This window comes from Sphingomonas sp., from assembly GCF_965248875.1.
Classification (GTDB): Bacteria; Pseudomonadota; Alphaproteobacteria; order Sphingomonadales; family Sphingomonadaceae; genus Sphingomonas.
In genome coordinates, this window is record NZ_CBDFKR010000011.1 from 1377754 (window position 1) to 1396576 (window position 18823).

General features: G+C 67.9%; 22 protein-coding genes and 1 tRNA gene. 13 read left to right on the forward strand and 10 right to left on the reverse strand.

Going from position 1 to position 18823, the window contains the following annotated elements; all coding sequences use genetic code 11:
- Positions 1-4: 4 nt before the first annotated feature.
- Entirely contained in the window at positions 5-727 is a 723-nt protein-coding gene (locus ACP2AD_RS13890) for a hypothetical protein (protein WP_425230634.1), read from the forward strand.
- Between the two features lie 13 nt (positions 728-740).
- Here the strand turns inward: ACP2AD_RS13890 and ACP2AD_RS13895 are convergent, their stop codons facing one another.
- The 3 genes from ACP2AD_RS13895 to ACP2AD_RS13905 form a co-directional block, all read right to left on the reverse strand.
- The gene (locus ACP2AD_RS13895) at positions 741-1076 is read right to left on the reverse strand and encodes a hypothetical protein (protein ID WP_425230635.1); all 336 of its coding nucleotides are present in this window, start codon (positions 1074-1076) and stop codon (positions 741-743) included.
- 104 nt (positions 1077-1180) lie between these two features.
- Positions 1181-2155, reverse strand: a complete 975-nt coding sequence (locus tag ACP2AD_RS13900) for a D-2-hydroxyacid dehydrogenase family protein (RefSeq protein WP_425230636.1) — start codon at positions 2153-2155, stop codon at positions 1181-1183.
- Positions 2152-2544 (reverse strand): VOC family protein, encoded by a 393-nt coding sequence (locus ACP2AD_RS13905; RefSeq protein ID WP_425230637.1) that lies wholly within the window; start codon positions 2542-2544, stop codon positions 2152-2154. The genes ACP2AD_RS13900 and ACP2AD_RS13905 overlap by 4 nt, the downstream gene beginning before the upstream one ends.
- An 85-nt stretch (positions 2545-2629) precedes the next feature.
- Here ACP2AD_RS13905 and soxR point away from each other — a divergent pair, with 85 nt between their 5' ends.
- Positions 2630-3079 (forward strand): redox-sensitive transcriptional activator SoxR, encoded by a 450-nt coding sequence (gene soxR / locus ACP2AD_RS13910; protein ID WP_425230638.1) that lies wholly within the window; start codon positions 2630-2632, stop codon positions 3077-3079.
- Positions 3080-3082: 3 nt separating this feature from the next.
- Here the strand turns inward: soxR and ACP2AD_RS13915 are convergent, their stop codons facing one another.
- From ACP2AD_RS13915 to ubiA, 3 genes are read right to left on the reverse strand one after another with little or no spacing between them, the layout of a single operon-like run.
- Positions 3083-3868 carry a 3'(2'),5'-bisphosphate nucleotidase CysQ gene (locus ACP2AD_RS13915; RefSeq protein ID WP_425230639.1) on the reverse strand — a complete coding sequence of 262 codons (786 nt, stop codon included), beginning with the start codon at positions 3866-3868 and terminating at the stop codon, positions 3083-3085.
- Complete coding sequence (locus ACP2AD_RS13920; protein WP_425230640.1) at positions 3855-5216, reverse strand: TldD/PmbA family protein; 1362 nt, start codon at positions 5214-5216, stop codon at positions 3855-3857. The genes ACP2AD_RS13915 and ACP2AD_RS13920 overlap by 14 nt, the downstream gene beginning before the upstream one ends.
- A 43-nt stretch (positions 5217-5259) precedes the next feature.
- Complete coding sequence (ubiA, locus tag ACP2AD_RS13925; RefSeq protein WP_425230641.1) at positions 5260-6171, reverse strand: 4-hydroxybenzoate octaprenyltransferase; 912 nt, start codon at positions 6169-6171, stop codon at positions 5260-5262.
- Between the two features lie 154 nt (positions 6172-6325).
- Between ubiA and ACP2AD_RS13930 the strand changes: the two genes are divergently transcribed.
- The 3 genes from ACP2AD_RS13930 to ACP2AD_RS13940 are packed head-to-tail and all read left to right on the forward strand — an operon-like array spanning position 6326 to position 8690.
- Positions 6326-6487 carry a hypothetical protein gene (locus ACP2AD_RS13930; RefSeq protein ID WP_425230642.1) on the forward strand — a complete coding sequence of 54 codons (162 nt, stop codon included), beginning with the start codon at positions 6326-6328 and terminating at the stop codon, positions 6485-6487.
- A 1-nt stretch (position 6488) separates the two neighbouring features.
- Entirely contained in the window at positions 6489-7247 is a 759-nt protein-coding gene (locus ACP2AD_RS13935; RefSeq protein WP_425230643.1) for a 16S rRNA (uracil(1498)-N(3))-methyltransferase, read from the forward strand.
- 57 nt (positions 7248-7304) lie between these two features.
- Positions 7305-8690: a glutamate--cysteine ligase gene (locus ACP2AD_RS13940; protein ID WP_425230644.1), complete on the forward strand. Its 1386-nt coding sequence runs from the start codon at positions 7305-7307 to the stop codon at positions 8688-8690.
- 33 nt (positions 8691-8723) lie between these two features.
- On the opposite strand, the gene ACP2AD_RS13945 is transcribed toward ACP2AD_RS13940, so the two are convergent.
- The gene (locus ACP2AD_RS13945; protein WP_425230645.1) at positions 8724-10151 is read right to left on the reverse strand and encodes a methyltransferase family protein; all 1428 of its coding nucleotides are present in this window, start codon (positions 10149-10151) and stop codon (positions 8724-8726) included.
- A gap of 111 nt (positions 10152-10262) precedes the next feature.
- Here ACP2AD_RS13945 and ACP2AD_RS13950 point away from each other — a divergent pair, with 111 nt between their 5' ends.
- Together ACP2AD_RS13950 and ACP2AD_RS13955 are read left to right on the forward strand one after the other, a co-directional pair.
- A complete protein-coding gene (locus tag ACP2AD_RS13950) occupies positions 10263-12305 on the forward strand; it encodes a M13 family metallopeptidase (protein WP_425230646.1) in 2043 nt (680 codons plus the stop codon).
- Positions 12306-12428: 123 nt separating this feature from the next.
- Positions 12429-12502: transfer RNA gene (locus tag ACP2AD_RS13955), tRNA-Gly, on the forward strand.
- A 180-nt stretch (positions 12503-12682) separates the two neighbouring features.
- On the opposite strand, the gene ACP2AD_RS13960 is transcribed toward ACP2AD_RS13955, so the two are convergent.
- Positions 12683-13582: a LysR family transcriptional regulator gene (locus tag ACP2AD_RS13960; RefSeq protein ID WP_425230647.1), complete on the reverse strand. Its 900-nt coding sequence runs from the start codon at positions 13580-13582 to the stop codon at positions 12683-12685.
- A gap of 58 nt (positions 13583-13640) precedes the next feature.
- Between ACP2AD_RS13960 and ACP2AD_RS13965 the strand changes: the two genes are divergently transcribed.
- The 6 genes from ACP2AD_RS13965 to ACP2AD_RS13990 are packed head-to-tail and all read left to right on the forward strand — an operon-like array spanning position 13641 to position 17396.
- Positions 13641-14024 carry a YdhR family protein gene (locus ACP2AD_RS13965; protein WP_425230648.1) on the forward strand — a complete coding sequence of 128 codons (384 nt, stop codon included), beginning with the start codon at positions 13641-13643 and terminating at the stop codon, positions 14022-14024.
- Entirely contained in the window at positions 14024-15037 is a 1014-nt protein-coding gene (locus ACP2AD_RS13970) for an alcohol dehydrogenase catalytic domain-containing protein (protein ID WP_425230649.1), read from the forward strand. Before ACP2AD_RS13965 ends, ACP2AD_RS13970 begins: the two co-directional genes overlap by 1 nt.
- Positions 15006-15452 (forward strand): PaaI family thioesterase, encoded by a 447-nt coding sequence (locus ACP2AD_RS13975; RefSeq protein ID WP_425230650.1) that lies wholly within the window; start codon positions 15006-15008, stop codon positions 15450-15452. Before ACP2AD_RS13970 ends, ACP2AD_RS13975 begins: the two co-directional genes overlap by 32 nt.
- The gene (locus ACP2AD_RS13980; RefSeq protein ID WP_425230651.1) at positions 15449-15862 is read left to right on the forward strand and encodes a DUF4267 domain-containing protein; all 414 of its coding nucleotides are present in this window, start codon (positions 15449-15451) and stop codon (positions 15860-15862) included. Before ACP2AD_RS13975 ends, ACP2AD_RS13980 begins: the two co-directional genes overlap by 4 nt.
- The gene (locus ACP2AD_RS13985; RefSeq protein ID WP_425230652.1) at positions 15859-16260 is read left to right on the forward strand and encodes a PaaI family thioesterase; all 402 of its coding nucleotides are present in this window, start codon (positions 15859-15861) and stop codon (positions 16258-16260) included. The genes ACP2AD_RS13980 and ACP2AD_RS13985 overlap by 4 nt, the downstream gene beginning before the upstream one ends.
- Before the next feature lie 26 nt (positions 16261-16286).
- Complete coding sequence (locus tag ACP2AD_RS13990; RefSeq protein ID WP_425230653.1) at positions 16287-17396, forward strand: beta family protein; 1110 nt, start codon at positions 16287-16289, stop codon at positions 17394-17396.
- Positions 17397-17575: 179 nt separating this feature from the next.
- Here ACP2AD_RS13990 and ACP2AD_RS13995 read toward each other — a convergent pair whose 3' ends face one another.
- Together ACP2AD_RS13995 and ACP2AD_RS14000 are read right to left on the reverse strand one after the other, a co-directional pair.
- Entirely contained in the window at positions 17576-17875 is a 300-nt protein-coding gene (locus ACP2AD_RS13995; protein ID WP_425230654.1) for a PepSY domain-containing protein, read from the reverse strand.
- A gap of 88 nt (positions 17876-17963) precedes the next feature.
- A complete protein-coding gene (locus ACP2AD_RS14000; RefSeq protein WP_425230655.1) occupies positions 17964-18737 on the reverse strand; it encodes a protein-L-isoaspartate(D-aspartate) O-methyltransferase in 774 nt (257 codons plus the stop codon).
- Positions 18738-18823 lie beyond the last annotated feature (86 nt).

Sequence of the window (18823 nt, forward strand, 5' to 3'; positions counted from 1 at the left end):
GCCGATGACCGACGTCGACGACCAGATCGCCCGTGCCCGCGCCGCGATGGAACGGATCGCGGGCGACTATACCGGCGTCGCGCGCGGGCATCAGCAGCGCGTCCGCCGCGCGGCGGGTGAAGTCGGCCGCCGCTTCCGCCGGGTGGCCATTGCCGACGCGACGATCCTGGCCGCGGTGGTCCTGTTCTCGTTCGTCATCGCGCCCATCGGCTTCTTCGGCTTCTTCGCCGTCATCCTGCTGCTGTGCGCGGTCAACCTGTTCCTGCTGCTGTCGTCGACGACGCCGCGGCCGCCGACCGAGGAGAGGCTGCGGCAGGTGGAGGTAAAGGCGCTTCCCGCGCAGACCGGGCGCTGGCTCCAGGCCCAGCGCCCCGCTCTCCCCGCCCCCGCGGTGCGCCTGGTCGACCGGATCGGCCAGCGGCTCGACGCATTGACCCCGCAGCTCGCCCGCGTCGGCGACGACAGCGAAGAAGCGCGCGAGGTGAAGAAGCTGGTCGGCGAGCAGCTTCCTGCGTTCATCCAGGATTACGGCCGCGTGCCGCCGACACTGCGCGGCGTCGACCGCAACGGCCGGACGCCCGATGCCGAGCTGGTGGACGGCCTGACGCTGATCGAGCAGGAGATCGGCGACATGACGCAGCGGCTGGCGGCGGGCGACCTCGACCAGCTGTCTACCCGCGGACGGTATCTGGAGATGCGGTACAAGGACGAAAACCCCGAGCGCTAGGCGCGGCCGACCGCTACCAATGGGCGGGGTCTCTCGGGTCCTTGGTCGTGCTGCGCGGGCAGGTGTTCGATACCGAGCCGTTGTCGCGCAGCAGCCCGAAATCCCAGTTCGGCCCGACCAGACGATAGCTCAGGCCCTCGCTGGTGCCGTCGGTCATGGTCAGCGTATGACCGTCGAAAGAGAAGTGACCGGTGCCGCCGTTCCGCGCCATGTACGTACCCGGTCCGACGACCGAGAACTTTCCGATATCGCCGAAACAGTCGTACACGCCGACCGGCACGGACTGCGCCATTGCCGGAGCGGACGCCAGGCCGCCCAGAGCCAGCGCCGCGAACCACATCTTCTTCATTGTCATGTCTCCCCCCAGAGATGCGCTCAAGCTATCGGCGTCGGCTGCCGGTGGCAATAGAGCGTTGGCGGGGCGGCGAACCGAGCGAGGAGGCATGTTCCACATCATCGCCTCAATACCTCCGGGTTGACCATGTTGACCGGCGCCCCCGTCGCAAAGGCGTTGATCTGGTCGAACACGTCGGCGAACTGCAGGTCGAACTCCTCGGCGGTGACATAGCCGATGTGCGGGGTTGCGAGCACATTTGGCAGCGTCAGCAGCGGGTCGGCCGGGTCGGTCAGCGGTTCGCGGTCGAATACGTCCACTGCCGCAAAGCCCGGCCGGCCCGCCCGCAGCGCCGCGACCAGTGCGTCCGGTTCGATCAGCCCGGCGCGGCTGGTGTTCACCAGCGTCGCATCGGGCTGCATCGCTGCCAGATCGGTAGCCGTCACGATCCCGCGCGTCGCGGCGATCAGCCGCAGGTGAAGCGACACGATGTCGTTTTCGGCGAAGAAAGCTTCACGGCTAGGGGCGACCGGCCAGCCCTCGGCGGCTGCACGGGCACGCGATGCCTCGCTCGCCCACACCGCCACCTCCATGCCGAAAGCGCGGGCATAGCCGGCGACCGTTGCCCCGATCCGCCCCCAGCCATAGACACCGAACCGCCGCCCGCGCAGCGTCCGCCCGACCCCGTCGATCCAGCGCCCCGCCTTGAGCGACGCGACCTGCTGCGGCAGCTGCCGCGTCGAGGCGAGCACCAGCGCCCACGTCAGCTCGGCGGCCGCATAGGACGGCGTCTCTGCATGCATGTCGGAGCAGAGCAGCACGCCGTTGCGAGTGCAGGCGGCGACGTCGACATGCGGATAGACGCTGCGCTGACTGATGAGCCTGAGCCGCGGCAGCCCGTCGAGCAGCGCCGCCGTCACCGCCGTGCGCTCGCGGATCAGCACCAGCACCTCGGTCTCCGCCAGCCGCCTGGCGAGCACATCGACCTCTTCGACATGATCGGTCCACACCATCACCTCGTGGTCTGCAAGCCGCGCTAAACAGGGCAGCCCGGCCAGCGTATTCGACCAGTCGTCGAGGATCGCGACCTTCATCGCGCAGTGCCCGCCGTGGCGTAGCTCACCACCTCGAATTCGATGCCGTCGGCGTCGAGGAAATAGAAGCGCCGGCCCGGTTCATAGTCGCCGTGATTGAACGGCGTCAGTCCCGCCGCGGCGACCTTCGCCTCGATCGCGCCGAGATCGTCGACGGCGACGCCGACATGGTTGAACGGACGGCCCTTGGCAAAGGCATCGGCCGGAGTGTCGGCGCCGTGGCGGGTGTAGAGCGCAAGATAGCCGTTCGCGTCGCCGACATGGATCGTCCAGCCGCCCAGCTGCGACGGCCCGCGCCACCGTTCGCGCCAGCCGAACAGGTCGGTCATCAGCGCGGCGGTGCGTTCGGGGTCGCGCACCGTCAGGTTCACATGCTCCAACATCGCCATCGCAAGCTCCCGTCGTCCTCCGCGCCGAATCGCGCTTGCCCCCTGATGCAACCTCAACCTAGGTCGAGGTCAAGGGGAGTGTGGGATGCGCGCGACGGACCTGCTGACAATCGGCGAGCTGGCGCGACGCACCGGGCTCAGCGTCTCGGCGATCCGTTTCTACGAGGCGCGCGGGCTGATCGAGGCGCTGCGTACAGGCGGCGGCCAGCGCCGCTTCCCGCGCTCCGATATCCGGCGGCTGTCGTTTCTGCGCATCGCACAGCAGCTCGGGGTCGGCCTGGACGAGATCGGCCGTGAACTGGCGCTGCTACCCCATGGCCGCACGCCAACCCAGGCGGACTGGCGACGGATCAGCACCCGCTTCGCGCAGACGCTCGACCGGCGCATCGCGCTGATGCAGCGGGTGCGCGACCGCCTGGACGGCTGCATCGGCTGCGGCTGCCTCAGCCTGCGGACGTGCGCGCTCTACAATCCGGACGACCGTGCCGCGGCGGACGGGGTCGGCGCCCGCTATCTGGCGCTGGAGGCGCCGTAAGCGTCACACCACCGCCGCGCCCCGCTCTGCCCGCTCGGCGAGGTGGTCCACCGCCGCGCGGTGCAACCCGGGTGCGCTGGCGAGAACGCCGAAGGCGCGTGGGCTGGGCTTGTTAAAATGGAGCGGCAAGCCCAGCGCGTCGGTCACCCGTGCGCCAGCTTGTTCCGCGATCAGCGCGGCGGCGGCGACGTCCCACTCCGCCCCCCAACGCAGCGTCGCGACGAGGTCCGCCTGATCGGCGGCGACCATCGCGATCCGGAGCGCAATCGAATTGGGCTTGGCGACGCAGGTGAAGAGCCGGTCCGCCTTGGGCAGCGCGTCGGCGGGGATGCGCGCGCCCGCCAACTCCCGCCGGTCGCCGGTGTGCAGCCGCACGTCGTTCAGCCACGCGCCTTCGCCTGCCGCCGCGCGCCATACCTCACCGCGCGCGGCGGCGTCGAGCACGCCCAGCACCGCGCGGCCGCCCTCGACCAGCGCGACCGACACGCACCAGCCGTCGCGTCCGCGCACGAAATCGCGTGTCCCGTCGATCGGATCGACCACCCAGACGCGGTGCCGCGCCAGCCGGTCGGGCGCGTCGGCCGTCTCCTCCGACAGCCATCCCGCCGCGGGCAGCAGCGCCGTCAGCCGCGCGCGCAGAAAGGCATCGACCGCCAGATCGACCTCGCAGATCGGCGTGGCGTCGCCCTTTTGCCACTGCCGGAACTCACCGCGCCATTGCTTTAGCGCCATCGCCCCCGCCTCTGCGGCGATCGCCGTGACGTGGGGAAGCAGGTCAGCCGCTCGCAACGGTCATCCCGTCGACGCGCAGGGTCGGGACGTTTGTCCCGTGGCGGAAGCGGAGATCGTCGCCAGGGGTCAGATGGAGAAACATCTCCTTCAAATTGCCCGCGATCGTGAATTCGGCGACCGGCCCCGCCAAAACGCCGCGCTCGATCCTGAACCCCGCCGCGCCGCGGCTGTAGTCGCCGGTGACGCCGTTGACCCCCTGCCCCATCAGCTCGGTGACATAGACCCCGTCGGCGACGTCGCCGATCAGCGTATCAGGCGGTAGCAGACCGGCGGCCATATAGAGATTGGCGGTCGACACGCCGGGCGCGCCATTGACCCCGCGCGCGGCATGGCCGGTCGGCTCCAGCCCCAGCTGGCGCGCCGAGGCGCTGTCGAGCAGCCATGTTTCCAGCATCCCGTCCGCGACGATCGTGGTGGCCGTGACGGGCAGCCCCTCGCCGTCGAACGGCCGCGAGCGCAGCCCGTGGGGGCGGTGCGGATCGTCCTGGATGATGATGCCGGGCGCGAACACCTGCTTGCCGAGCGCGTCGAGCAGGAAGCTGGTCTTGCGCGTCACCGCCTGCCCGCCGATCGCGCCGATGAAGTGGCCGAGCAGCGACGCGCCGACGCGCGGGTCAAAGACGACCGGCATCGACCCGCTCGGCAGCTTGCCGGGATTGACCCGCGCCACTGCGCGCTCGCCCGCCTCGCGCCCGATCGCGACGGGCGCGTCGAGATGGCGGCGCAGCCGGGCGGCGTGGTGAGCATAGTCACGCTCCATGCCGCTCTCGGCGCTCCCGGCGAGCACGCTCGCGGACACGCCATAGCCGGTCGCGGCATAGCCCTGCGCGAACCCCGTCGAGGTGGCGAGCGCCGAGACGTGGCGCGACGCCGACGCGCCGCCGCCTTCGGAATTGGTCACGCCCGGCACCGCGCGCGCGGCGTCCTCCGCCTCCAGCGCCATCGCCTTGAGGCCGGCGGGATCGACCTGACCGTCCCCCCGCGCCAAGTCGTCGAGGTCGAGCTGCGGCGCTGCGCCGGTGAGCAGCCGGTCGGCGGCGGCGAGCCCGGCCCAGGGATCCTCGGGCGCCTCACGCGCCATCGCCACCGCGCGCTCCACTGCACCGTCCAGGCTGGCGGACGACAGGTCGGAGGTGGAGACCGACGCCGAGCGCCGCCCGACGAAGACGCGCAGCCCCAGCTCCTCGCCCTCCGATCGGCCGACATCCTCCAGCCGGCCGAGACGCACGGAGACTTCGGTGGCGGCGTCAGCGGCGAACACCGCATCGGCGGCATCGGCCCCGCCGCGCATCGCACGGGCGACGATGTCCGCGGCGCGGTCGCGGGCTTGGTCTGGGGTGAGCATCGCCGCGATTTAGGGCTGCGGGCGGGGCGGCGCTACCCCGAAGCTACGCCGCCGTCCCGACCACCAAGCAAGCCATGAACACCAGCAGTCCCGCAAACCAGTTGCTCCGGAACCGCTGCAGCGCCCCTGCGCCGTCGTCGGGCCTGAGCGTCAGCACCTGCCACCCGAGGTGCCCCGCCGCAGGCACCAGCGCGACGGGCGCAAGCGGATCGGCGCGCACCGCCCAGATCGCCCCCGACCACAGCAGCACCGCCGCCAGATACGCCAGCGCCACGCCGCCCCGCACGTGCCGCCCGAGCCGGCGCGCCGATGACCGCACCCCGATCAGCGCATCGTCCTCGCGATCCTGCAGCGCGTAGATCGTGTCGTAGCCGATCGCCCAGGCGATCGACCCGGCGTAGAGCAGGACCAGCGCCGCCGAAAACCGCCCGTCGACCTCGATCCAGCCGACCAGCGCCGCCCAGGAAAAGACCAGCCCCAGCCACGCCTGCGGCCACCAGGTGATCCGCTTCATGAAGGGGTAGGCGGCGACCGGCAGCAGACTGGCGACCGCAACCGCCTGCGCCGCCGGGCGGAGCTGGAGCAGCACGGCCAAGCCGGTCAGCGACAGGCACACCAGCCACACCCAGGCCGCGCGCACCGACACCAGCCCGCTCGGGATCGGCCGCGCGCGGGTGCGTTCGACCTGCGCGTCGAGGTTGCGGTCGACGATGTCGTTGTAAACGCACCCCGCACCGCGCATCGCGATGCTACCGACGAGGAGCAGGAGCAGCACCGGCCAGCGGCTGAACACGCCCCCGGCCAGCGCCACGCCCCAGCCGCCGGGCCAGAACAACAGCCACCAGCCGATCGGCCGGTCGAACCGCGCGAGCAGCGCCAGCCCGCGGACGGGGCCGGGGAGCAGGCCGACCAAGCCGGGATGCTGGCTGTCGGGGGTGGCGGTCGCGTTGGGCACCGGCAGGGCTTAGCGGACCGCACCCCGTTTCGTCACCCCGGCCTCTGATCCAGTTCCCGCTACCAAGAGGCTAGATAGAGGCGGCAGTTGGGGACCGGGATGACGAAGCGGCTGTCGAGCGTTAGGCCAGGGTAATGCTCGGTATCTCCCACTCATGATCGGCCTGTCGATTGCGGTCGCACGGTTCGTGGAGGCGTTGTTCTGGGCGATCCTGCGCGTCGCGGGGACCGTCGCGACTGCGGTGTTCGCCGGCGCGATCGTGCTGGCGACGACGGCGATCCTGCTGCGCCGCTGGTGGCGCAAACGACGGCGTTAGGGTGGCCGCCACCCCCGCCTGGCCGCCGCGTTCGACCCCGCGGCTGTTCGTCGACCGGCCGCTAGCGCCCGGCCCGCTGGCGCTCGACGGACCGCCTGCGCATTACCTGCTCCAGGTGATGCGCGCGAAGCCGGGCGATCCCGTGCGCCTGTTCGACGACCGCACCGGCGAGTGGCTCGCGACCGTGGCCGAGACGGCCAAGCGCGCGCTGACGCTGGACGTCGGCGCGCAGCTCGCCCCGCGTGAGGCGGTGCCCGACCTGTGGCTATGCGCCGCGCCGCTCAAGAAGGGGCGGAGCGACTGGCTCGCCGAAAAGGCGTGCGAGCTGGGCGTCGGCCGCCTGGTGCCCGTGGTGACGCGGCGCACCGTCGTTGACCAGCCCAATACCGATCGGCTGCGCGCCCACCTGATCGAGGCGGCGGAGCAATGCGGGCGCACCGCGCTCCCCCAGCTGGCCGCGCCGGTCAAGCTCACCGCGCTGCTCCGCGACTGGGCCGTGGCGGGAAATGGGAGCGACCGCGCGCTGTTCTTCGCCGACGAGCAGGGCGGCGCGCCCGCGTTTGAGACGATGCGCGCGCGGCCCGGACCGGCGGCGGTGCTGATCGGGCCGGAGGGCGGGTTCGACGACGCCGAGCGCGCCGCGATCCGCGCGCTGCCGCAGGCGGTCGGCGTCAGCCTCGGGCCGCGCATCCTGCGCGCCGACACCGCGGCCGCCGCGGCGGTCAGCATGTGGATGGCGGCGGTGGGCGACTGGCGCTGACCCCGGCGCCAATGGGCGGGCTAGCGCCGCCCCCCGTCCCCGCGTAAGCGCCGCGCCATGACGACCAAGACCGTTGCGAAACCGAACGCACCGCTGATCGAGTCGCGGCAACAGCTGATCGACAGCTTCGCGTGCGGCGAGAAGCCGGCCGAGCGGTGGCGTATCGGCACCGAACACGAGAAGTTCGTCTACAAGCGGGGTGACCACCACGCGCCCAGCTATGACGAGCCCGGCGGCATCCGCGATCTGCTGATGGCGCTGACCGAATATGGGTGGAAGCCGGTCGAGGAGCAGGGCCCCGACGGCGTCAACGTCATCGCGCTGTCCGGCGGCGATGGCTCGGTCAGCCTGGAGCCCGCCGGCCAATTCGAGCTGTCGGGCGCGCCGCTTGAGAACCTCCACGAGACCTGCGCCGAGACCGGCCGCCACCTCGATCAGGTCAAGGCCGTGGGCGAGCGGCTCGGGCTCGGCTTTCTCGGGCTTGGCATGTGGCCCGACAAGACCCGCGCGGAGCTGCCGGTGATGCCCAAGGGCCGCTACGCGATCATGCGCCGCCACATGCCGCGCGTCGGCTCGCTCGGTCTCGACATGATGCTGCGCACCTGCACCATCCAGGTCAACCTCGACTATGCGTCCGAAGCCGACATGGCGAAGAAGTTCCGCGTCGGCCTTGCGCTGCAGCCGCTGGCGACGGCGCTGTTTGCCAACTCGCCCTTCACCGAAGGCAAGCCCAACGGCATGCTCTCGTTCCGGTCGCACATCTGGTCGGACACCGATCCGCAGCGCACCGGCATGCTTCCCTTCGTGTTCGAGGAGGGGTTCGGGTACGAGCGCTATGCCGACTATGCGCTCGATGTGCCGATGTACTTCGTCTATCGCGACGGCCAGTACATCGACGCGGCGGGGCTGAGCTTCCGCGACTTCCTGCGCGGCGAGCTGTCGGTGCTGCCGGGCGAGAAGCCGACGCTCGACGACTGGAACGACCATCTGTCGACCGCCTTTCCCGAGGTACGGCTCAAGACATTCCTGGAGATGCGCGGCGCGGACGGCGGCCCGTGGAACCGCATCTGCGCGCTGCCGGCGCTGTGGGTCGGGCTGCTTTATGACCCGGGTGCTCTCGACGCGGCATGGGACCTGGTCAAGGGCTGGTCGCTCGACGAGCGGCAGTTGTTGCGCGACAGCGTGCCTGAGCTGGCGCTCGACGCGCCATTGCCGGGCGGCGGCAAGCTGCGCGATATCGCGGGCGAGGTGCTCGACATCGCCCATGCCGGGCTGGCGGCGCGCGGCCGTGGCAATTTCGCGGGCGACAACGAGACCGGCTTCCTCGACCCGCTGCGCGAGATCGTCCGCGCGGGCAAGGTGCCCGCGGAGGTGCTGCTGGACCGCTATCACGGCGATTGGGGCGGCGATGTGTCGAAGGTCTACGACGAACTGAGCTTCTAGACCGTGCGGCGAATGTTCTTCGTGGCGGCGGGCCTACTCACTGCGGGCGGCGTCATGTCGTTCGTCTATTTGCAGTGGCTGGCGATCATCCAGACGCCCAACGGCTATGTCGAGCAAGCGTCCCGGGTGGCCCTGGTCGCGGCGCTGGCCTGTCTCGTCGCAGCGCTGGTGATGCGGCGCTGATCGACCGAACGACCGGAGCCGGGCAAGGAGGCGGGGTACCCGGCCGTGCCGGGCGATCCATGCCGAGTAGGCGCCGTAGTCCGGATCGAGCAACAGGTGCCGCTCCTCCGTCCGCGCGCGCCAGTAGTAAATGCCGCTGACCACCGCCAGGATGAGCGTCGCACGCATCGCGTCGAGCCAAGACCCGAGCGACAGGAAGGGCAGCGTCGACAGCCACCAGAACAGGTTCTTCGACAGATAGGCCGGGTGGCGCGACCAAGCGTACGGCCCATGCGTGACGATCCCGCGGTTGGTGAGGTTGGAGAAGCGCAAGCCGAACGCCACCGTCGACCACGCATAGACTCCCGTCAGCGCGACCAGCACCGCCCCCATCGGCCACCACAGCAGCGGATGGTCCGACACCCAGTGCACCCAGTCGCTTGTCCCCGGATGATAGTCGAGCGGGCCCCCTTCCTGCATCAGGATGAAGGGCGGATAGCAGATCAGCGCCGCCGCCCATGCCGCCGCGAACGGATTTGCGGAGCGGATATGGCTGTCGAGCGGCCGGAAGGTCAGGATGTACCCGACCGTCGCGAACGCGACATCGACCGTGAACATGAAAGTGGTCAGCCACCCGGTCAGCGCCACGGGATCACGCCAGATGCCCGCCGCGTCGCGCCGGACGACATCCCCGAACCCCGGCGGCACGATCGCCAGCATGAAAGCGAGGAAGAAACCCTTGACCGCCCAGCTGCGCAGGTGCGCCTGGATCGCCGGGGCTTCCCACCCCGGTTGCCCGCACAGCCACGCGCCGAGATGCCACGCCCCGTCCTTCGGCTCGACCAGATGGCGGTCGAGCCACAGCACATAGGGCACGGTCAGCACCAGCACGACCGGTGCCGCGCGCGTGAAGCACCACATCGCGAACGCGAAATTGCCCTGCCAATAAAAGCGCCCGGTCGCATAGATCAGCGCGATGCCGGCAAAGGTCGCAAACAGCCCGGCGAGCTTGACCAGGCTGACGTCCAGCATCTCCCGCCACGGCCGCCGCCGCTTCCAGTCGATCCCCGTCGATGCGCGCCGGTGCACCTTGTCGACCAGCAGCGACCACGCGATCATCGGCAGCCCGCAGGCGACCAGGTTCAGCAGCGCCGCATAGGGTCCATCCATCCCCGCCGACCGCGCGACCGCGATCCACGCGATCACGCCCATCAGCCCGGCCACGCCCGCGCCCGTGCTGACGGCGGATACCGGGCGCGGGTCGGCTGCAATCCTGCCAAGCTCTGCGTCGTGGTACATGCGGCGACGGGAATAGAGCCGAGATCGTAAGCATCCGGTGAAGCATCGCGACACCTCGCTTGCGCGCCGCCCGGACGCCGCTTAGCACGGCGACGCAGGAGAGGATTCACCATGACGTTCCGCCAGTTCCGCCGCCTTCTCGTCACCGGCACCGCCCTGACGCTGTCGGCCGCCGCCTTCACCCAGTCGACCGGCCCCCGGTATGGCAGCTTCGGGGTGGACCTGACCGCTGAAGATCCCAGCGTCCGCCCCGGCGACGATTTCTGGACCTTCGCCAACGGCGCCTGGGACCGGCGCACCGAGATCGCCGCCGACCGATCGTCGGCGGGGGTCGGCGTGGTGCTCGTCGATCAGGCCGAGCAGCAGGTTCGCGCCATCCTGGAGGAAGCGCAGCGCGATCCTGCTGCGATCGGCACGGGCGCGCGGCAGATGGGCGACCTGTATGCGAGCTACCTCGATCAGGACGCGATCGAGCGCGCCGGCACCGCGCCGCTGCGGCCTTATTTCGCGCGGATCGACGCCGCCACGGACCGCGCCGGGCTGCAGACGCTGTTCGCGACGGTCGGCTACGCCTCGCCGGTCGAGGTCGGCCAGCTGCCCAATCCGACCGAGCCGACCCATTACACAATCGGCGCGTCGCAGGGATCGCTCGGCATGGGCGGGCGTGACTATTACCTGCTGCCCGGCGCCAAGTACGACACATTCCGCACCGCCTATCGCGCCTATGTCGAACGGATGCTGACACTCGCCGGGGTGACCGAGGCGGGCGCGCGCGCCGACCGTATCGTTGCGCTGGAGACCGCGATGGCGCGGGTGCAATGGTCCCCAGCGCAGCAGCGCGACCTGGTCCAGATGTTCAAGACCTTCGACGCCGCTGGGCGTCAGCGGCTGGCGCCCGAGTTCGACTGGGCGGCGATGCTGAACACGGCCGGCTATGGCCAGTTCAACGGCGGTTCGGTGATCATGTCGACCTCGACCGCGTTGACCGAGCTGGGTCATCTGTTCGCGGCGACGCCGGTCTCGACCTGGCAGGACTGGATGAAGTTCCGCTTCGTTTCCGACAATGCCGGCGTCCTGCCGCGCGCCTTCGATGATGCGACCTTCGACTTTTACGGCAAGACCATGTCGGGCCAGCAGGAGCAGCGCGCGCGCTGGAAGCGCGGCGTCGCGATGGTCAACGGCACGATGGGCGAGTCGATCGGCCGCATCTATGTCGCGCGCCATTACCCGCGCGAAAGTGAGGCCAAGATGGCCGAGCTGATCGAAAACCTGCGCGGCGCCTATCACGACCGCATCGCCGCGAGCAGCTGGATGGACGCGCCGACGCGCGCCAAGGCGCTGGAGAAACTCGCCGCGTTCGACCCGCGGATCGGGCATCCGGTCCGCTATATCGACTATAGCTCGTTTCAGGTGGTGCGCGGCGATCCACTCGGCAATGCGGTACGCGCGGGCGAGTTCCAGCACCGGTTGGATCTGTCGCGGCTCGGCAGCCCGGTTGACCGCGCGCTGTGGGAGATGACGCCGCAGACGGTGAACGCCTATTACAACCCGCTCGCCAATCAGATCACCTTCCCCGCCGCAATCCTGCAGCCGCCGATGTTCGATCCGCAGGCCGACGCGGCCGTCAACTACGGCGCGATCGGCGCGGTGATCGGGCACGAGATGGGGCATGGCTTCGACGATCAGGGCAGCCTGTTCGGCCCGACCGGCCGGGTCGAGCAGTGGTGGACGCCCGCCGCCCGCGCCGCCTTCACCGCACGCACCCATGCCTTGTCCAGCCAGTACGACGCCTATGAGCCGATCCCCGGCACCCACGTCCAGGGCGCGCTGACGCTGGGCGAGAACATCGGCGATCTGGGCGGGATCGAGGCCGCCTACGCAGCCTACCAGAAATACCAGACCGTCCACGGCCGGGCGCCGGTAATCGGCGGGCTGACCGGCGACCAGCGCTTCTTCCTTGCGTTCGCGCAGGCGTGGCGATCGAAGCTGCGCGAGGGCCGCCTGCGCGCGCAGCTGCTGACCGACCCGCATTCCCCGCCCTATTACCGCGTAAACGGCGTCGTCAGGAACGTCGACGCCTGGTACACCGCGTTCAACATCCGTCCCGGCGACCGGCTGTATCTGCCGCCCGAACAGCGCGTGCATATCTGGTAGGCGCCGTCGGCATGCGCGCCGCGACGCTGCGCGCGAGACCGGCAGCCGGACGCCGGGAAGCGAAGCGCTCCCGTCCGACGCGGGATTTACTCCCGCGTCTGACCGTCATATCGGCGGCTGCGCGCGGGTGTAGCTCAATGGTAGAGCAGAAGCCTTCCAAGCTTATGACGAGGGTTCGATTCCCTTCACCCGCTCCAAATCTTTGGATTTGAATAATCTATTGATATAAATAGATAAAATTGTGCGCTTTTTGCCTGTGTAGGATTCGTGTAGAAAAATTTAGGGAGCCGCCGTCGATAGGGGGCCAAAAAACTCGCCGTTTTCCGACCCTATAATAGATGTAACACGCCAAAGCCTGCGGCAACGTGATAGATGGCTCAGTTAAGGCTGCTTCTGAATGACGCGGCAATCCAATTCATGATCGCACGAATGTGAGGCAATCGGCGAAGATCTTGGTGCACGGTGATCCACGGGGTCCGTTCGAACGGCTTTGTCATATCTGCAAGCTCGATCAACCCGGCGCTGCGGGCAAAGGATGTCGGCAGTAACGCCACGCCGACGCCCGCGACTGCCGCCTGAATGAGCGCGCGGGTGCTGCTCGTTCGCAGGACGATCTCGGTCGTTCGCCCGATATGATCGATCCATTCGTGTTCTGGCAGGCGACCATAGCTGTCGTCGTAAGTGAGAACGGGTATCGTATGTGCCGCGTCCCGCTTCAAGCGTTCCACAATCTCTGGCGCAGCAAACGCCCGCAGTTCTATCGAAGGTAGAGCTCGTGCGAACAGACTATTCCCCTGTGGACGTGCCATTCGAACGGCAATATCGGCGTCGCGTTCGGCCAAGCTGACGACGGCAGCCTCGCCAATAAGTTCGAGCGTAACGGCGGGTGCTGTGGCTTGCAGAGCGGCGATATGTGGCGCTAGCACCTCGGATACGACGAACTCGGTCGCGCTTACGCGGACCGTCTTGCGCTCGCCATCCTGCTTCAACGCGGTCGCGGCGCGGCCAATCGCCGCAATCGCGTCAAGCGCGGGCTGCGCGAGCGCGGCGATGCGTCGCCCCTCGCCGGTCAAGCGGACACCTCTGGCACTGCGCTCGAGCAAACGAACGCCAAGAACAGCTTCAAGCGCATCAAGGCGTCTGCTGGCGGTCGATACCGAGACCCCGCGCGCCTTCGCCGCTGCACTGAGCGAGCCGCGTTCGGCCACAGCACGAAGCCATTCAAGATCAGAAGAGTCCACTGTTACCTTTCCGCAAAACGCAAGGCTGTTTTGCACCGTAGCGACTTACATACAACACGATCCTGAGCAACAGTGAAGATGAAGGAGATCATTTATGCGCTTTGCCATCATCGCCGCCGCAGCCGCTGTGCTGCTACCCACCCTTTCCATGGCCCAGATACCTCCGGCAGTCGCGCCATCGGTCCAAGTTGCTGTCTCTGTGTCGATACCAACGCCTGCGGGTGTGCCGCGTGCTACGGTCGAAGTGGGTATGGCACGATCAGTGCCAACCTACGCAGCCGTTCCCGGCCTGATCCGCAAATATTTCACAATTGGTCAAGCGGACTTCGGAGGACTTTATCTGTTCCGTGACCGCGCCTCGGCTCAGGCATGGTTCACCGATGCGTGGCGCGCACGCGTGGTGGCAACCTATGGCGCTCAGCCGACCGTCACCTATTTTGACGTGCCGCTCGTGGTCGATAACAGCGTGGCAAAGTGATGCGACAGCTCACCTTCGTTCGCCAAGGTCTTGTCGAGTGGCGCGATGTTGCCGACGCGACGATAGAGACCGGCCTTGACGCACTTGTGCGCCCGCTCGTCCTCGGGCGCTGCGACCTCGATGTCGGTTTCGTGCGCGGCGTTGCACCCATGCGCGAGGGTGAGCCGATTGGACATGAGATGATCGGCGAAGTGGTGGACGTCGGCGACCTCGTTCGATCCATGACTCCGGGCCAGCATGTCATCGTCCCCTCGCAAATCTCCTGCGGCACGTGCCGCAACTGCCGACGGGGCTTTACCGGACGTTGTCAGGCAGTGCCGTTCGGCGCGGGATACGGAATGAACCGCGACGGAGACTTCGGCTGTGCTGCGGCTGATCTGGTCCGCGTTCCTTATGCCGATGCCATGCTTGTTCCGCTCCCGACGGGGGCGGACCCAGTTACGATGATCGGTGCCGCCGATATGGCGCTTGATGCTTGGCGTGCTGTCGGCCCGCAGCTGCGCGAACGACCGGGCGCGTCGGTTCTCGTTGTGGGTGGGCTTGCCTCGGTCATCGGAATCTATGCCGCCGGGATCGCGGTCGCGCTTGGCGCAGGCCGCGTCGATTATGTCGATGACGATCCTCGGCGGCTCGCCGAAGCAGCAAAATACGGCGCGAATGCGATTGCACGGCCTTGTGAGCTGACCGAAGTCTACGAAATTGTCGTCGATGCCGACGGCCAAGCAGAAACGCTGGTGCAGGCGCTGCGCGCGACCGAGCCGGAAGGGCTGTTCACGAGCGTCAGCATTCACCTGCGCCCGCTGACTGGTCTGCCGTTGATCGAGCTTTACCACAAAGGCATTACCTTCCGGACTGGGCGCGCGAATGTCCGGGCGCAGACCGACGCGCTGCTGCCGTTGTGCACCCACGGTCATTTCGACCCGGCGATGATCGACACGAGGCTTTACGCTTTCGATGATGCCCCCGCAGCATGGCTGGACGATGCTGTGCGCACGGTGGCAGCGCGTGACTGAACAAGCGCCGCCCCCCGGTTTCGAGCCGCACTTTCGCCGCAGCCCTGTCACCGATCCGTGGGAGCCGCTGTGGGTGAAGCGCGATGACGACGGCCTTCGGCTCGGCGTTTGGGTCACCACCGCGCATTGTAATGCGCGCGGCAATTTGCACGGCGGGGTCATCGCGACGCTTGCCGACAATACGATGGGACTTGCCTGTGCGGACGCGGCGGGCAGTGGCATCGGGATGGTGACGGTCAGCCTCACTACCGACTATCTCGGCGCAGGTCAGCAAGGTCATTGGCTGGAAATTTCCGGGACACCCAGCCGCATCGGTCGAACGCTGTGCTTCGCTTCCGCCACCATCACCGCAGACGGCGCAGTCATAGCGCGGGCGAGCGGCGTATTTCGCACGACCTCGAAAGGAACAGGATGAATACTCAGGACACCAGCCTCACGATCAAATCGCCGGGCTTCTGGATGGTCGCGCTTGGCGGTCTCCTCATGGCCGTGAACGCCGTGCGCGCGTTCAACGATCCATCGGCGTTTGCAACCTATCTCGGTCTGCCGCTCGCTGCGCCGGGCGATGCTGCGCTGATCCACATCTATGCGTTGCGCGCGTTGTTCATCGCCTTGCTCGTCGGAGGGTTGCTCGTAACAAAGCAGCGTAGGGCGCTGGCATTGCTGAGCGCTTGTGCGGTCGTGATGCCGGTCGGTGATGCGTTGCTGACTTCGGCTGCAGGTGCTCCAACGGGGACGGTGCTGCGTCATACGGCCATCGCGATTTACCTGCTCGTCACCGCATTCGCGCTGTGGCCGCGTGGTGCGAAAGTCGATGCGGCGTGACGCTGATCGAGCAGCTTCGCGCGGTCAACACCGCGTCGGCTTATAATCGCGCGGCTGGTTTTGAACTGCTCGCGGCGGACGACGGCAAGTGCGAACTCGCCATCGACGCCAAGCCCGATCTCCTTAACCACGCAGGCGTTCTTCATGCCGGTGTCATGGGCGCGATGATTGACACCGCCTGTGGCTTTGCCGCCGCCAGCATCGTGGGCGCGGTCGTTGCCTCACACTTCTCGGTGAACTGTTATCGGCCCGGTAAAGGACAACGCTTCATTGCCCGTGCCGAGGTGACCAAGCAGGGCAAGCGCCAGCTTTTCGCATCCGCGCAGCTCTTTGCGGTCGAAGACGGGAAGGACGACGTCCTGATCGCTGGCGGCGATGTTGTGCTACTTGTGGCATGACAGACTGGGCACCGCGAACCGCACTCGTGACCGGGGCATCGTCGGGCATCGGGCGCGGCGTCGCGCTCGCGCTGGCGGGCAAGGGGGTGCGTGTCATCGCCGCTGCTCGAAGGATCGACGCTCTTGACAGTTTAGCGTCCGAAAGCGGTGGGCGGATCACGGCGTTGAAACTCGACGTGACGGACGTCGGAACGCGCCTGGCTGCGCACTGGCGTAACCGCCCGCTCCTGTTGGACTGTTCCCACATTCTGGACGAGCATGGCCGCGAACGCATGCCGGTCTGGCTTGGGCGCATGATCAGTGACGCGCGCGCAAAGCGCGCGATGTTGATCCCTTCGGCAAGGTTGAGCGACCCATCTGAAGCCGAACTGCACGCCTTCAAGTCCTTCGTGGACTCGAGCGTGGGAGCAGCCTTCGCCCTGCTGCTCGCGTCCGGGGATCTCGCCGACATCGCCGTCGTCCCTCGCATCCGCCATTGCCTCGACCGTCTCGGCACGACGGCGGGGGAGTGCGTGCTTGTGATCGACTTCAGCGATGCCGACCTCTCGCTCCCGGAATTTGCCGAACCCGTGATTCGCTATGGCGTCGAGCTGGTGCAGGAACTTGGCTCGTGGCGGAAGATCGTCTTCCAGGGGACTGGGTTCCCCGAGAAGAACCCGGCCGAGGACGGCGGCTGCCAGACTGTGCGGCGATCTGAGTGGGCGGCATGGAAGCACGTGGTCGCGACGGATCCGACGATGCTCGCCCATCTGACATTCGGTGACTACGCGGCTGATTGTGCCAAGATGACGACCGGCAAGGGCGGAGTGGCGATCAGGCACCTCCGCTACACCTGTGACGAGGACTGGCTCGTGCAGCGCGGACGCAAGCTCGGCAGGTCGGACAAGACGATTATGAGCGCCGTGTGTCAAGCTATCGTGGGCAGCGGCCACTTTTCTGGCGCCAGCTTCTCGGCGGCGGACGCCCAGATCTGGGCGCTGGCGAACGGCGTGGGCGGTGCTGGCACCGCCACGACGTGGCGCCAGCTCAACACCACTCACCACATTACCACGGTGGTATCGAACCTGGTCGAGATGCGAGGCGGTGTCATCAAGTCGGGACCTGCGCCGGCCGCGCAACTTCAGTTGGCTGTCTGATAACCTGCTTGCACCGTCGCTTCAGCTACGCAGCTCATAGCTGATTACTACTGCGCGCGGCCCATCTTCGCTGTGACAGGCTCGCCCGGCCAAAAAACGACAGGGCATCGGTACCAAGCTCCACTCAGGCCACCTCAAGTGTGCGCTCCCTGCTATGTCATAGCAGACGCGACCGCGGGTCAGTCCGGGTGAGCCCCCTCGCGGGCATTCTCCAGCACCACCCCGGTCACGGCATCGACACCCACTTCGTAGGTGCGGCCCCGGCTTGCAATGTCGAAGGAGTAGCGCAAGCCGCTGCCGCCCCGCTCGCGTTCGAGCTCCTGATCGGTGATCCGGCCTGGTCGCGCCCTCAGGGCCTTTGAGCGGGCAAGCGCCAGACTGACCTTCGCCTGTCCAGCCAAGGCAGCGCCCTTGAGCGCGGCTTCGGCTTCAACAGACGCCAACGCCGTGATCGCGATAACAAGCAAGAGTCCCTTCATGGCGATACTCCTTCCCGTGGAGCTTACACATATATCGGCCGAGCCCCGCGACCTCGTTGTCGATCCCAACCTGCGCTGGGCGTGCCACCTAGGTGACCGGTGCGCCGTGGCAGAGAGGGATCGTTCGGTCGAGCAGACCGCGAGTTCCTGCCGGCGCCTGCCCACGACCGGTCAGATCGACGAACATGGCAGGCCCCAGCGAACAGCGGGTCGTCGAGCCGTCAGGCTGCTTGGTCACTACCAGGATCTGCTCGCTGGCGAACGACGGTCCGATCGGCATCACGAGGCGTCCGCCCGGCTTCAGCTGATCCACCAGCGGAGTCGGAATGGCGGCCGCCCCCGCAGCAACGACGATTGCGTCGAACGGCGCGTGCTCGGGCCAGCCGGCGTAGCCGTCGCCGCTCCTCACCTCGACATTGCGGTAGCCGAGGCGACGCAGCCGCGCCGCGGCGGACCGGGCGAGCGGTTCTACGATCTCGATCGACCACACCTGTCGCGCCAGCGGGGAGAGCACGGCCGCCTGGTAGCCCGAGCCAGTGCCAACATCGAGAACCGTCGCATCCGGCGGCAGGTCCAGCGCCGCCGTCATAATCGCGACAATGTAGGGGTCGGAGATCGTCTGGCCGAAGCCGATGTCCTGCGGCAGGTCGACATACGCCAGCTTGCGGCCCGCAGGCTGTACGAACTCCTCGCGCGGCAGCCTGGCCTCGACGGCCAGCGCGCGCTCCAGCGCAGGCCCAGCAGCCGAGGGAGCCGCCGCCCTCACGTCGGCCCGGATCCGCGCCACCATGTCGGCGCGCTGGACGGCCAAAGGCTTTGCCAGTTCCGCACGCAGCGGTCCTTGGGCCACGACCTCCAGCAAGGAAGACTGTGCAGCCGCCGACCGCGCCTGAGGGCGACTTGTTGCGCATGAAGCGACCGCGATCCCAATGACTAGGACAACGACGC